Below are 14,887 nucleotides of genomic sequence, written 5' to 3' on the forward strand. Positions count from 1 at the left end.
ATATTCAGTGATTATTGTACTGTTTTTTTCCAGTCCGCTGCAAATTTGTCCATACCTTGATCTGTCAGTGGGTGTTTGGAGATTTGTTCAATGACGGAGAATGGAACAGTAGCGATATGCGCTCCCGCCATTGCTACACGTGTAACGTGATCGGGATGTCTTACAGAAGCCGCAATAATCTGTGCATCCAGGTTATGTGTACGGAACAATTCAGCAATTTTGGTAACCAATTGTACGCCATCCTCGGAGATATCATCAAGACGTCCCAGGAATGGGGATACATATGTCGCACCAGCACGAGCAGCCAGAAGCGCCTGGTTCACAGTGAAGATCAACGTTACGTTGGTTTTCACACCTTTTTTGGTCAAGTAACGGCAAGCTTCAAGTCCTGCAAGTGTCATTGGCAATTTGATCGTAATGTTTTTGTCGCTGTTGTTAATTTTGATCAATTCGTCTGCTTGCGCGATCATTTCTTCAGCAGTAAGGGCATCTGGTGTCACTTCCGCAGAAACGGACTCCACTTCAGGTACCAAACGCAAGATTTCTTCAATACGATCTTCGAATTTCACGCCCTCTTTGGCTACCAAAGATGGGTTTGTTGTTACGCCAGACAATACGCCGATTTTGTATGCTTTTTGGATATCTTCCACGTTAGCTGTATCGATAAAAAATTTCATGATTGAATTACCTCCAGATATATTTTTTATTTTGGTTTAGAGATTCGCATTAACCGCCAAGGGTATGCTATTTGTAACTACAGACTCCAGATCCGCCGGCTCATCAAACCACCAGTGGTGACCTTCTTCTTCAAGCATAACATCTGATTCAACCGGTCCATAGCTACCCGCAGGATACAGGTGAAGTGGCAACAGATTTTCCTGGAATGCATCCAGAATTGGCTGCACCCATGCCCATGACAATTCTACTTCATCCCAGTGGGCAAAGAAGGTTGGATCACCCAGCAAAGCATCACGAATCAGATTCTCGTAAGCTTCCGCAAGGTCACCTTTGTCCGGAGAAAGATCAATATGAACCGGTTTGAATTCACCTTTATTCTCAGGATCACTTGCATTCAGTTGCAATGTCATGCTCTGATCCGGACTCATCTCAATGACAAGCAGATTTGGCTTGGAACCCTTGTTTTTCAGCACATTAGTCTGTCCTGAAGGTTCTTTGAATTCAATCACGATACGTGTTGATTTCTCCTTCATTCTTTTACCCGTGCGAATGTAAAACGGAACACCACGCCAGAAGAAATCATCAATTTGCAATTTGGCAGCAATGAATGTGTCATTCATCGTATTCTCGGCTACACCCGGTTCAGCAGTATACGCATTTACCGGTTTACCTTGAATGTTGCCTTCTGCATACTGTCCACGGATGATGTTTGCGCCCACAGTTTGTTTTTGTAACGGCTGGATCGATTCCATAATGTGTTTTTTCTTCAATCCAACTTTTTCGGAAGTACTGTTGTATGGAAGCTGGATCGCCATCATCATGAGCAATTGCAACATATGATTCTGGAACATGTCTCGCACTGCACCAACATGATCATAATAGGATGCACGTTCTTCGACACCTACAGTCTCATTCGCCGTAATTTGCACATTGGAGATGTAACGGTTGTTCCATAACGCCTTCATGATTGGGTTACTCTGATGCAACGTCTCCAGACGCTGTACCATCGGTTTGCCCAAATAGTGGTCAATCCGATAAATCTCTTCCTCCGTGAACGATTCGCTTAATTTGCGATTAAGGTCTCTCGCAGACTGTAGATCGTGACCAAATGGCTTCTCGATAACGAGGCGTTTCCATCCCTCTGTGGAACCCAGTCCACTTTCTTGAATGTTCTCGGCAATCGGTTCGAAAAATTCCGGACCAACCGAGAGATAAAACAAGCGATTGGACGGAATGCCAAGTTCAGCTTCTCTTTGTTCAACTAATCCCAACAGCTTTATATAATCTTCCTTATGGCTTATATTCAATACACTGTAGCGGAAAGCTTTCACAAATGACTTCACAACTTCAGGATCAGCTTGGCGTCTGGAAAATTCATTTAATGATTTTTCCACTTGTGCCTGAAAGAATTCATCAGACCAATCTCTACGCCCCAGACCAATCAATGAGAAGGTTTCAGGAAGCTTCTGCTCAAGATATAAGTTATATAAGGCAGGATATATTTTTCTTTTGGCTAAATCGCCAGTTGCACCAAATAAAACAATGGTAGTTGGTTCCATCTTACCGTTCTCCTTCCAAGTAACTCTGGTTTCTTTGTTGTAGTTACACTATAATACGTTTTATAGCCATACAAGTAATTAATATATTTCACAGGAGCTATAGACCACATCTATGACTACAAATTACGAACTATATAAAGTCTTTTATTGGGCCGCCAAAACGGGAAGTTTGACACAGGCTGCGAAAGCACTCTATATCACTCAACCCAGCGTCAGTCATGCCATTAAGCAATTGGAAGAGAGCTTTGGTCTTACCTTGTTTTATCGAAATTCCAAGGGTGTAGCGCTGACACAGGAAGGTGCCAGTCTATACTCCTATATTGAACAATCCCAGATTCTGATCTCACTTGCAGAAGAAAAAATGGCCGCACTGAAGAATCTCGACAATGGTGAATTGAGAATTGGTGGCAGTGACTCCCTGTTCAAGCATTACATGCTGGCGTATCTAGAGGAATTCCACACCTTGTACCCTAACATCAAGCTACATCTGAGTCATGGAACCACGCCGGAAGTGATTACCTTTCTGAAAGAAGGCAAGATTGATCTTGGTGTTGTGCGGATGCCCATTGTTGATCCACAGCTAGAAGTCAGGGAAAGTATTCAGTTGAAGGACTGTTTTGTAGCCGGGGAACGTTATGCTCAGTTGAAGGGGAAAGTCATGACACTTGAGATGCTTCTGGAGCATCAACTGATTCTCTTCTCCCGAAACAGCCGGGTTCGGATGGCTATAACCGAGTTGTTTAACAGCTATAATTACACGTTGAAACCTGAGATTGAGGTTGGTAGCGTTGATCTGTTAATTGAGTTTGCGCGTCGAGGACTGGGGATTTCCTATGTTACACGTGAATTTATATCCAAAGAGCTGGAGGAAGGTTCTCTCTTCGAAATTCAGCTTGATGTCCCGCTCCCCCCTTCCCATGTGGGGATTATGACCAAACGCAATATGCCGATTTCTCTGGCTGCCAACCGGTTTATGGATCTCATTTTCAAATCCTGAGTGGTCACAATGTCAAAAGGTACAACAAAGAGCCCCACCGTCCAGTTATGGAGGATGAGGCTCTTTGGCCTGCATAATGTTTGTGTTTATCTAACGATTAAAGACTCACCAGATAGGACGCATCCAATATAAGGGCAACCTTACCATTACCGAGGATCGTTGCTCCAGATAGATGGTTCATCGCTCCCAGATACGTACCAAGTGTCTTAATAACGACTTCCTGATTTCCTATAATCTCATCTACTGCGTAAGCTGCAATTTTATCAACGGAACGCACGATCACCAGTGGAATGGTCTTGGATTTGCGGTCTGTTCGTGGATAGTTGAGCCTGTCACACAGTCGGTGAAAAGGTACAATTCGTCCATGATTCAGGATCGCTTGTTGCCCCTGGATCATCTGAATATCTTCAGGTGAAATTCGAACAATCTCAGCAACATTATACATCGGCAAGATCAGCACACGACCCGATACTTTGACTAACAGACCTTTAATAATCGCCAGTGTGAGCGGTAGACGAATCGTAAACGTGGTACCCACACCAACCTCCGTATCAATATCAATGATGCCGTTGAGTCGCCCGATCTGACTACGCACGATGTCCATTCCAACACCGCGTCCTGATACTTCACTGACAGAAGAGGCCGTCGAGAAGCCAGGTTCAAATATGAGGTGGACAGCTTCCTGTGTTGTTAGGCGTGCAGCCTGTTCCTCACTAATGATGCCCTTGCCCAAGGCGGAAGCTTTAATCTTCTCACCATCGATACCTTTGCCATCATCCGAATAACGAATGACAACATGATTTTCTTCATGAAACGAAGTTAATGTAATACGTCCTTTGGACGGCTTACCGTTCTCCGCCCGAATCTCTGCACTTTCAATGCCATGATCTGCACTGTTGCGGATGAGATGGATCAGCGGGTCACTCAGTTCTTCAATAATCATCCGGTCAAGCTCAGTCTCTCCACCTTGAATAACCAGTTCCAGATCCTTACCCAGCTTCTGTGATAGGTCACGAACCAATCTCGGGAAGCGACTGAATAGTTGATCAATGGGTAACATCCGTGTCTTCATTACACCTTCTTGGAGTTCCTTGATTACCCTGCCCATATGATCGGATACACCACTAATACTCCGGATGAGTGGTGAAGACTCCTTACGCGCACCCGATCCACTCAGATCTGCAAGGGATGTCTGATCAATTAACAGTTCACCGACCAAATTCATCAAATGGTCCAGACGTTCAACACTCACACGAACTGTAGGTTGAGCAGCTTTCACTTTCTCATCCGGCCCAGTTGTATTTACGGTAGGAAAGCTTTGTTTCGTTTGCTCTGTTTCAGAGATTAATTCAAGTGGTGCAGACGTCGCTGCAACCTCATTGGATTCCAGCAGATATGGATTAATCTCCAGCATATGAATATCCGAGTCTGAAGACAGCTCTGCCTTAAGCTGCTGTTGGTCATTCGACGTTGCTACGATGATGATGAACTGACCATAATGATCATCTTCATTCTGCGCGCCCGGTTGACTCTCCATGAGCGAAGTAGCGACAACCGTACCACAGATGTCCTCAATGCGTTGTCGTAAAATATGATATCTGGCCGCTTTCATCATGCACTTCTGCTCCAGCACAACATGAATGGACAATAACTGCTTCCCTGACACAATAGCTACCTGTGCCATAATCGATTCTGCTGGTTGCAATTGAGGTATTATAAGTTTTCCGACTACTGCCGGAGTCTGAATTAAATCCTTTATTTCTCTTACTACTGCTCGAAAATCTGCATAGGCTTCCCCACGAATGTACTGATCCCGAAGTACCTTCATGGCGTCCAAAGAGCGGAACAATGTATCAATTAGCTCCGAAGTCATCTCTGGCTTTCTCTCCCGGACCCATTCTAGAGCATACTCCACTTCATGCGTGAGGTCGCTTAATTCACGGAAATCCATAGTGGATGCCGATCCCTTGATGGTATGAGCTGCCCGAAACAGCGTCTGAACCAGTTCTACAGAAGGCGAAAGCTCCAATGCCAGCAAAGACTGATCCATACGTTCCAGTTGATCATTCAGTTCTTCGATAAAGATGTCACGGTAGGCAGACAAATCCATCATTCATATATACCTCCCTAACCGCCCAATATTTCGTCCAGTTTCAAAATGCCCACAAGCTTGTCTTCCTGTTGACCCACACCATGGAATAAACCTTCACGGTTACGACCATATCCGCCGGTTGGCGGATGAATTTCGGAATATGTGGTTACCTTGTTCACCCGATCCACGATCAAGCCAATATATTCTTCCTGATGTCGAACTACGATAATACGCGTTGCTCTGGTGTCCGGTTCATCCGGCATACCCAGCAGGTTCCGCAGACTCATCACACATACAACCTTGCCACGCAGATTAACTACCCCTTTGATCTCTGGGCGGCTAAATGGAATATCTGTAATGCTAAGCATTTTAATAATTTCGTGAATTTCTTCGATTCGAATGGCGCAAGTCTCTGCACCTACAGACAGTTCAATATATTGTTCCTTCTGAAGTGAAGACATCGATTCACCCTCAATTCAATTTTATTAATTTGTTTTGAAGGCAGCTGCCGAATTCGCCAGTTCTTCCGCCAGACGTGCCAGAGATTGGCATGTTGCCGCTGTCTCTTCAGACGCTGCAGCGGATTCCTCACTGGAAGCCGAGATGGATTCAACAGAGCTCATCACCTCTGCGGCTTGGGCTGCTTCTTCTTCACATGCAGCAGCAATTTCGTTTACTTTCTGTGAGGAGTTATTGACCATATCAATGATCTGATCAAACGCCTGTCCAGTCATGGAAGACTGCTCAACACTGGCTACTACAGCCTGTACACTTTGTCTCGTATTTTCCTGCATTGCTTTGATGATGGCTGTAATTTCTTTGGTCGCCTCGCCACTTCGTTCGGCAAGCTTCCGGACTTCATCTGCTACTACGGCGAATCCTCGTCCTTGTTCTCCGGCACGTGCCGCTTCAATTGCAGCATTCAGCGCTAGCAGATTGGTCTGCTCAGCAATATCGTCAATCACTTCAATGATGTCACCGATTTTACGAGAATCATCTTCAAGTTTAGTCATTTTTGTATTAACAGCTTGCATACCTTCCAATGAAGTCTGTACAACAAGTCCACCTTCACGAGCAGTCTTCACCGTATCGTTGGACAGTTCAGCCGCTTCTTCCGCACTTGCAGCGACGGAGTTAATGGCAAGTGAAAGCTCCTTGAACAATTCGGAGATATTTCCCGCCTCACTGGATTGGCTTGTGCTGGTGCTCGCAATTTCCTGTGTGCTGGCTGAGATCTGTTCCGAAGAAGCAGCAACACTTTGGGAGTTCATCACGATATTGTTAATTAACTCTTTCAGATTATCGACCATCCGATTCAGTGCCGCGGCTAGTTGACCCACTTCATCTTTGCTGGAGATGTCTGACTTAAGTGTCAGATTTCCGTTGGCAACTTCTGTAGCTAGACCCAGCATGGCCATGAGTGGCTTCGAAATGGAGCGAGAGATGATATATCCAATGAGAATACTGAAGAGTACGGACAGAACCACAAGAATTATCGTTACTTTAAATGCTTGTGAATAGGCAGCCTGAGATTGTATATTCGCCTGTTCAGCCATACTTTCATTAAGGTCGATCAAATTGGTAAGGAGTTCTACAATCCTGTCTCCTTGTGGTTTAAGCTCAGATTTAAGGAAGGTATTAAAGGCACTTTGATCATCTGCGACAGCCAGATTAGTTGCTCGTTCAAACATTGTTAAATATCCTGGATATTCCGCATCAAAATTACGGAGTAACTCTATTTCTTCAGGGGTTGTTGCAAGCGGACGATAGATGGTCAGGCGATCATTCACACTCTGACGGATCGAAGCGATGTTCTCCGTGATCCGAGTTTTTTCGGTTTCAACGGTTTCGAAGCTCAAATCACGCACGTTCACACGCATTCTTTGATAATCAATCTGAGCAGATGATAATTCTTTGACAGAGATTAGATTGTTGTTATACATCTCTTGCATTCGTTCATTCGTACTTCTCAATGTTACTACAGAGTAGACGCCAAGCGCCGCAAGGATTATCGACACAACTAAAAACGCTGAGATAATCTTTGTTGCTGTTTTCAAATTTCCAAACCACTTCATGTAATCTCCTCCTAGGCATCGTAGTGTCCAGTTATGTATATAACGCTTGGTAAACCCTTCTCTTGGTCGCGCTCCAGACAACTTACGATCTATTTCGACATAAATATATTAAAACTGAATAGGAGATTTTTATTTCTATAAATTTGCACTATTATGAATTTTTATTTCAGATATAAAGAATCTTCTTTTTAATATAAATTATACTTTTTACCTATTAAATTGTTTTTTTCATTTACATATATACGTATAATCAACATTCTGCATTGACTTACACATACATCTCCATACAAAATTTCATGTGACATGATCTTCTTTTATTTATACAAGAAGTTATATAGTTCTTACGTCTAACAAATATCATTTTCCACACAAAAAATTATGTATTTTTTCTGTACACACTCAACATTTCAAGACCTAAGTCTAATAAATGATTACTTATACTGAGTCCATTTTCCCATAAAAAAAACCAAACCCGAATCAACAAAGTTTGGTTCTGAAGCGAAAAAACACACTTTAAATTAACATAAAACCCGTTTAAAACTAATTATTTATGTGTTATATAGCTGCTCCAGTTCCATTAGGCGGTCCTTAATCCTGTGCGGAATAATTCCAAACAGATTATCCCACGTCATGAACATCTCCGGTTTTAGTAAATATTCTTCGAACTCCATGGTAGGTACAAACGCTTTGGCCTGGAGATAACGCTCTACCTGATCATCGATCTGTTCATTTGTTTCAAAATAATCTTGAAACAACTCATTCACAAGTAGCCCATCACATCCAGCTTCGGCACCTGCTGCACTATACAGGTTTGGCAATAACTCAAATACAACCGGAAGTGGTGAGAAAGCATGTTTGCCAGGCTGTGAGTACAGACATACATGATGTCCAACCACATTGACCCGTTCCTTCAATAATCCGCGTAGCACCTTCCCATGAAAGCTGGCTTCACAGTCTACTACCTCTCCGTCATGACCCACATAAACCCATACATGCTCCATTTCATACAGATGTCCAATCTCATAATCCCACCAGATTGCATATTCAATTACATATTGTACTACCTCGGTCGGAAACTTAATGTCCCTTCTGAACGATGGTGAAGGCCCAGATTGATGCAACACAGAAATGCCAACAAAATCAGGATAAAAGGGTTCGGCTCTGTCAAACATCAAAATAGGTGCATAACTCATTGCAGTTTCAAGCGTATCCATTTCTGACATGTTCATTTATGAGTCCTCCGTTTTTGTTGGATGTTCATACTATACTAACAGAGAACGTAACACACTGACTCAGGCATTATGAATTTTCTCTAATATAATACCAACCCCCTCCGTGACTTCTTACGATTATTACATCGACACATAAAAAAAACCTGCAACTGTTATTCTCCAGTTACAGGCTGTGTACTTTGATAATGAATAAGGAATCTTGACTTAAGATTTCAGCTTATTGGATGGTGACACGGACGTCTTGGAAGGTGAGGTCGATTGATCAGAAACCTGCGTATCACACCCTATTGGAGGGCCAAGAATCGCATCATTTTTAATGGAAGCAACAGCTCTCGTATATGCCTCTTCATCCAAACAGTACGCGCGGTGAGCCACCTCCGGCGGTGTAGCTGCCAAGAAATCCGCTCCAAACACAATATCAGGCGTTGGTTGATCAAAGATTGTTAAGACATATACATCATCTGTCTCAGCGACAAACCAGTGAAACCAGCCTTTCGGAAATACAACAACCTGACCTGGTTTCAGACGATATGTCAATCGTTCACGCGTAAACGGATTAAAGACTGACGCTGTAATTTCACCGGTGATGACCACAACCATCTCCGTGACATTGGTGTGCCAGTGTGGCTGCACAATGATTCCTTTGCTTAAGTACACGTTGAAGAACCCATTTGCAATGGTCGGCAGCTGTTCTCCAAACAACTGGGTTACATAGTTGCGTGAATCCCTCTGATAATTGACAACCGCATTGGAATCGGCTGCCAGCGGAACATTCGGGGCTTGTAAAATCGGATTCATCATACGATCATTTCTCCTCCTTGGGCATACATCTCATTGTTGTACTGTATGCCGGAGAATAGAAAGATAATACCGTTGACACATGTTATATATTGTTTTTAATCCTGAACTTTAGGTTTCTTAGAATCTTGTATAAACAAACTAGACTTTACCAGGGAATCTGCCTCCGGCTGCAATGCCTTGGGGAGATATGTGATCTATCTGGTTCATCTCATCATCCGTAAGCGAAACCTGTAGCGCCCCTAAGTTCTCGTGAACTCTTTCCAGGTTGCGAGTCCCCGGGATCGGAACGATATGTTCTCCCTTTCCAAGTAACCAGGCCAGAGCAAGTTGAGAGACCGTGCATCCTTTTTGCTTAGCCATCTCTTGGATCAATCCAACAACCTCCAGATTTTTCTGAAAGTTCTCACCTTGGAAACGCGGATAGTGACGACGATAATCATCTTCCGGGAGATCGTCTATAGAACGGATCTGACCTGTCAGGAAACCACGTCCCAATGGGCTGTATGGAACCAAGCCTATGTTCAATTCATGCAGGACAGGCATAATCTCATCCTCAAGCTCTCGACTCCATAATGAATATTCGGTCTGCAACGCTGTAATCGGATGAACAGCATGTGCACGCCGAATGATCTCTACTGGCGCTTCGGACAGACCAATATATCGAATCTTCCCCTGTTGAACCAGATCGGCAAGTGTGCCTACCGTCTCTTCAATAGGTGTATTCGGATCAGGACGATGTTGATAATACAGATCGATATAATCCATTCCCAAGTTGTAAAGACTCGCATCTACTGATTTTTTGATGTAGGCTGGATCTCCCTTGGGGCCCTGCGTGTGTGTTATACCAAATTTGGTGGCAACGATTGCCTTGGATCTTCGACCTTGAAGCGCGCGTCCAAGCAGTTTTTCATTCCCTCCAAATCGCTGTTTTTCATACTCTCCGTATAGATCCGCCGTATCAAACATGGTAACTCCTGCATCCAGCGCACCCTGAATGGTATGTACCGCTTCGTCATTATCCGGCATCATCATCACACCCAGGCCGAGCGCAGATATTCGTAATTTATCATTTCCCAGTGTTCTTGTTTTGAGCATGAGGCTCCCTCTTTTCATCTTGAAATAGAAACGTTAACTAGAAACGTATGAACTTGAGTTCATTCTATTTCACTCCCGAGACCCCAACCACACTCTGTTTATGCTAGTAAAGAAATTACCAGTTTGATTAACTTTCTATATGGCAACAGGAACGTAAATACAACAATGAATGCCTGATTGGCTGTTCAGATTATTCATGGAAAAGATATCGTATGCATGCACAACGCCATCTGCCCGATCCGTCGTTTCAAGCAGGACACAATTGACTTGTTTTAACTCAACTTGGTGCAGGTTCCAGATCGTTCGGAAGTCTACACTTTCGTCAATCAATTGTTTCACGATTCTGCTAAATTCGGGGTCACTCGGATACTTGTCATAATACGTACGGAATACGGCTACCGAGTGCCGCGCGAATTCATCCCAGTTGTGCATACGCTCCCTGAGCGCTGTATCCAGAAATAAAATCCGCATCATTAAACGCTCATTCACATTCATCGACGAGAAGTTGAAAAGGTTCGTATCTGCAGCTTCATTCCAGGCAAGTACCTCAGAACGTTCATTGGTAATAAAGGAAGGATGAGTCAACTGGCCAATAATACTATGCCACCCTGGCTCCAGTTGCGAATACGAAGCAAGGAATTCATGTTCCGTATTAGGGTCCCATAAGTCAAACAAATGACTCTTCTCTTCCAGGGTTAAACGGAGCGCATCCGCTATACTCTGCATCACTTCTCGTGAAGCCGCCAACTCCCTACCCTGTTCGAGCCACGTGTAATACGTCGCACTGACACCAGCCAATACCGCTACTTCTTCCCGCCGTAGACCGGGTGTTCTTCGCTGTCCATAAGATCCTGACAATCCAACCTGTTCCGGTTGAATGCGGCTTCTCCGTGATTTCAAAAACTCACCCAGTTTTTTGTTACGGCTCATACTTGTATCCATAAACATCGTTCCTTTTTATAAAAGTATTCAAGCCTATTCGGCTCTATCCCAAAATGGTAGTCTCTGAATGACTTTGATATAATTCATCTATTATTAGTTCTGTAGAATACTTGGTTTACAAGTAGCTTAGCATCGATTGATGCAGAACGAAAGGAGCATAACATGATCCCCAATGTTGGAGATGTGTACTGCGTGTATGTCGAAAAATTACAACAATATACAGCCTGCCAGGTAACTGGACTGAACGAAACGGAGGGTAAAACTTCCAACACGCTTGCCTCGGTCCTTCAGTTGGATTGGACTGGTGATCAACTGCCTAATGAAATGCAGCTTCATCAGATGAAACCGTTGATCTGTAACTTCTATTTCTGGCATGATCGACTTGCCCATAGTTTCGTGAGTGCTAATGTTCCTTCACAGTATGTGCTTGCAGGCAATATCCCTCCTCTCTACACCGAGGAAACAAATACGTATGGCGGAGGCTGGCCGATCGGAGAAAGTCTCTATCTCCAGCGTGAATGGGAAGGTATCGATGCGATCCGAAGAGCGCAGTTCAAACAAGCTGCGGATGATGACAAAGAAGTGATGGTTGGCGATCGTGTAATGCGGCGCAGTACGAGTACACTCCGCGATTTCAGCCCTACATCTGCGGAAGATGTAGCCGAACTCGCAAAGCTACCTTGTCTGACACATATTGAAATGGATGGATGTACGGAATCAATCTTTCCATTTATAGAGGACAACCCGTTCATTAATGAACTTCATATCATACATCATGGTCAAACGATGCTCGATATCAGCAACAGTCACCTGACCAAACTTATTGTGGATGTCAGCGGGTTGAAGGAGTTAATTTTGAACACAAAGATGAAAAGTCTGAATTTCACAGGTGAGCTGTCTCCTGATCTGCGTATCGCGGCTTATGAAGACGGTAAATGCATCACTCTCAATGTTCCATCGGACCTGCCGCAGGTTACGGGTATCTCACGACTTGAAGCTCTGTATATCAGAGATATCACGGAACTCAATCTGGAGCCACTTGTGCAGTATTATCCTGAGCTTTCAGAGTTACGATTGTGGGGTAAACCCGGCAATGTATCCCATATAGAGTCGATTCAGCATTTGGCAAATTTGCAAACCTTCACTACATATGACCTGTTCGGCTTCAATGGTGAAGAATTCCCTGGTCCAGAGCAACTTCCAAAATTGGCTACGCTGTGGCTAACCAGCCTGCCTGCCGATGCAGCCAAATCGATCAAAACAAGATATAAAAAATTCGCTGCCGCCGGACTTGATATGGACATCACCAAAGCACGCAAACCGGAATGGCTTGCGGAGAACCTGAACAATCCGTTTCGGGATTGGGATGGGCGGGACCACATCAAGGCAGCTCACGCAAAAAAAGCAGCTCAATTGTACAAGCAGTGTTTGAAGGAAATACGTCAGTTAAGTCAAGATTTTAACAATCAGGAAGCTATGCACAAACAACTCGTCTCCATGGTTGAGAACTACACACAGACCTTCAACAAGATGGATGCCAAGACCGGCTTTATTGAAACTGTTGAGCGGGAAGAGATTTATGTTGTTCTAACGGAGTTGCTGGATCAATTACAGGAGCATTTGGAACTGCGTCAAGATGATTTGGTTAAGGTTAATCACGAGGAATTATATGAGGTATTTGATCGTTTGAGGGATTTTTAGTTTACGCAAAAAGGGTCCTGTTATGAAAATGGCAAGACCTTTTTTTTGCATGAATAGAATTTCTTGCACTCTATTTTCAAAAAGACGACGTGACTCGGGCAGAACCTTGGGTCGCTCGATCCTATGATAAGCCACACAAATTCAAGTAATTCAGGATCGATGCGGTATCATCAATGGAGGTGCGCAGGGCGATGTAACCGTCAGGACGAATCAATACAAGTTCTTTACTTGCGACATCGTAAACTCGATAGGCATTCCCTGCAGTGTCTATTATGCCTTCCGCCCCCTCCACCTTAAATGGAAGGATATAATGCAAATGGAGTGCATCGTTGGTGAAGTTCTTCAGAGAAGGATCAATGTAGTTTGCAAAAGCCAAAAGCGTCCAGTGTGGGCCGCGCAAGAGGTCAAAGACACTTCCTGCAAACCCGACGCCTTGCAGTCCCGTAGCATTAGGAGCACGATCTCCAGGAAGTAAACGGGTAGCATTTGTTCGAGCAGACGGACGGGTAAGCGAACTTGAACGATAGGAAATGAGAAGCCCGCTCGTCAGATCGTCGGATATGGTGCTCAAGGATTGGGACAACCCTCCGCCTTCTGTCGCCGTTCCTATGACGCCTCCCATTTTCTTTGTGCTGTCTTTGAGCACGGCTTGAGCCACTGGGCGGCGCTCTTCATCGTACGTGTCAAGTAAGGCGGTGTCCGCTCCGCGTATGACAGCCGCCAGCTTCCAGCCGAGGTTGTATGCGTCCTGTATTCCCGTATTCATGCCTTGACCGCCGGCCGGCGAATGAACATGAGCCGCATCACCGGCAAGGAAAACCCGGTTGTTTCGGTAACATTCAACCATACGAACGTTGACCCGGTAGATGGACAACCAAGAAGCATCCGTAAGCCGAACACGTCCGGACCCGGCGCGACGGTCAAACATGGCTTGATACGCCTCTAGCGACGGCTGCTCTGGTTCATCGATGTCTGCCGGAATTGTAGCCTGCAGTTGCCAAATATCGGTTTTTGGCAGCGGCGTCACCCCGACCATCCCCTCCGAAGAAGTCCAGATATGGATATGGTCACGATCTAACCCTTCCAATCGTACATCGCCAAGATACCATCGCTCATGATCATGTGTTTCCCCAACCAGCGGTAAGTGAATAAATTTGCGGATATTGCTTTTGCCCCCGTCAGCGCCGACTACATAACGAGCACGAATTTGCTCTTCTCCTTGTGGTGTTTTCACGGTTATCGATACACCATCCACATCCTGAACAAGCCCTACAGCTTCCATGCCCAACTCAACTTGACCGCCAAATACTGCATATCGGTCGCGCAACGCTTTTTCCACATCAAATTGAGCAATCCAGACCGGATCACGATAGGGTGTCTCAAGTTCGGCGCTGGCTGCAACGGTAATACTCGGCTTGTCCACACTTCTGCCATCTGCGGTATAATAACGAACAGGCAAGTCCACAACACCTGTATCAACAATGTAGTGAACGGCTTCCAAATCATCGATGACTTCAAGCGAGCGAGGCTGGATTCCTTTGGCGCGAGATGCAACGTTATACACGGTGCTTCGTTCAATAATACGATGGTTGACGTTTCGACGGGCAAGGTCGCAGGCAAGTGTAAGCCCTGTGGGTCCGGCCCCGACGATAAGAACATCAACAACAGACGGTATGGTATTCATGGACAAAAACCTCCTTGAGCATTGATTTGAT

Annotated in this window: 12 protein-coding genes; 2 read left to right on the forward strand and 10 right to left on the reverse strand. The window is 44.7% G+C overall.

Annotation, left to right across the window (positions count from 1 at the left end; genetic code table 11):
* Window positions 1-11: 11 nt before the first annotated feature.
* Both fsa and zwf read right to left on the reverse strand, forming a co-directional pair.
* Window positions 12-677, reverse strand: coding sequence for a fructose-6-phosphate aldolase (gene fsa, locus NST38_RS18360; RefSeq protein ID WP_036613461.1), 666 nt, complete (start codon window positions 675-677; stop codon window positions 12-14).
* Window positions 678-713: 36 nt separating this feature from the next.
* A complete protein-coding gene (gene zwf / locus NST38_RS18365; RefSeq protein ID WP_076250088.1) occupies window positions 714-2,237 on the reverse strand; it encodes a glucose-6-phosphate dehydrogenase in 1,524 nt (507 codons plus the stop codon).
* A gap of 112 nt (window positions 2,238-2,349) precedes the next feature.
* On the opposite strand from zwf, the gene NST38_RS18370 reads away from it, so the two are divergent.
* Window positions 2,350-3,234 carry a LysR family transcriptional regulator gene (locus NST38_RS18370; protein WP_036672843.1) on the forward strand — a complete coding sequence of 295 codons (885 nt, stop codon included), beginning with the start codon at window positions 2,350-2,352 and terminating at the stop codon, window positions 3,232-3,234.
* A gap of 97 nt (window positions 3,235-3,331) precedes the next feature.
* Here NST38_RS18370 and NST38_RS18375 read toward each other — a convergent pair whose 3' ends face one another.
* The 7 genes from NST38_RS18375 to NST38_RS18405 all read right to left on the reverse strand — a co-directional run bounded on the left by NST38_RS18375 (window position 3,332) and on the right by NST38_RS18405 (window position 11,471).
* The gene (locus NST38_RS18375; protein WP_076250087.1) at window positions 3,332-5,347 is read right to left on the reverse strand and encodes a chemotaxis protein CheA; all 2,016 of its coding nucleotides are present in this window, start codon (window positions 5,345-5,347) and stop codon (window positions 3,332-3,334) included.
* A 14-nt stretch (window positions 5,348-5,361) separates the two neighbouring features.
* Window positions 5,362-5,787, reverse strand: coding sequence for a chemotaxis protein CheW (locus NST38_RS18380; RefSeq protein WP_017687852.1), 426 nt, complete (start codon window positions 5,785-5,787; stop codon window positions 5,362-5,364).
* 24 nt (window positions 5,788-5,811) lie between these two features.
* Complete coding sequence (locus NST38_RS18385; protein WP_076250086.1) at window positions 5,812-7,401, reverse strand: methyl-accepting chemotaxis protein; 1,590 nt, start codon at window positions 7,399-7,401, stop codon at window positions 5,812-5,814.
* 548 nt (window positions 7,402-7,949) lie between these two features.
* Window positions 7,950-8,630 carry a hypothetical protein gene (locus NST38_RS18390; RefSeq protein WP_076250085.1) on the reverse strand — a complete coding sequence of 227 codons (681 nt, stop codon included), beginning with the start codon at window positions 8,628-8,630 and terminating at the stop codon, window positions 7,950-7,952.
* Between the two features lie 207 nt (window positions 8,631-8,837).
* Window positions 8,838-9,434 carry a cupin domain-containing protein gene (locus NST38_RS18395; RefSeq protein WP_076250084.1) on the reverse strand — a complete coding sequence of 199 codons (597 nt, stop codon included), beginning with the start codon at window positions 9,432-9,434 and terminating at the stop codon, window positions 8,838-8,840.
* Window positions 9,435-9,572: 138 nt separating this feature from the next.
* A complete protein-coding gene (locus NST38_RS18400; protein ID WP_076250083.1) occupies window positions 9,573-10,529 on the reverse strand; it encodes an aldo/keto reductase in 957 nt (318 codons plus the stop codon).
* Window positions 10,530-10,664: 135 nt separating this feature from the next.
* Window positions 10,665-11,471, reverse strand: coding sequence for a helix-turn-helix transcriptional regulator (locus NST38_RS18405; protein ID WP_076250082.1), 807 nt, complete (start codon window positions 11,469-11,471; stop codon window positions 10,665-10,667).
* A gap of 162 nt (window positions 11,472-11,633) precedes the next feature.
* On the opposite strand from NST38_RS18405, the gene NST38_RS18410 reads away from it, so the two are divergent.
* Complete coding sequence (locus NST38_RS18410; RefSeq protein WP_076250081.1) at window positions 11,634-13,172, forward strand: hypothetical protein; 1,539 nt, start codon at window positions 11,634-11,636, stop codon at window positions 13,170-13,172.
* A gap of 121 nt (window positions 13,173-13,293) precedes the next feature.
* On the opposite strand, the gene NST38_RS18415 is transcribed toward NST38_RS18410, so the two are convergent.
* Window positions 13,294-14,856: an FAD-dependent monooxygenase gene (locus tag NST38_RS18415; RefSeq protein WP_076250080.1), complete on the reverse strand. Its 1,563-nt coding sequence runs from the start codon at window positions 14,854-14,856 to the stop codon at window positions 13,294-13,296.
* Window positions 14,857-14,887 lie beyond the last annotated feature (31 nt).

Origin of the sequence: Paenibacillus sp. FSL H8-0104 (assembly GCF_038050215.1) — a bacterium.
In the GTDB taxonomy this organism is placed as follows: Bacteria; Bacillota; Bacilli; order Paenibacillales; family Paenibacillaceae; genus Paenibacillus; species Paenibacillus amylolyticus.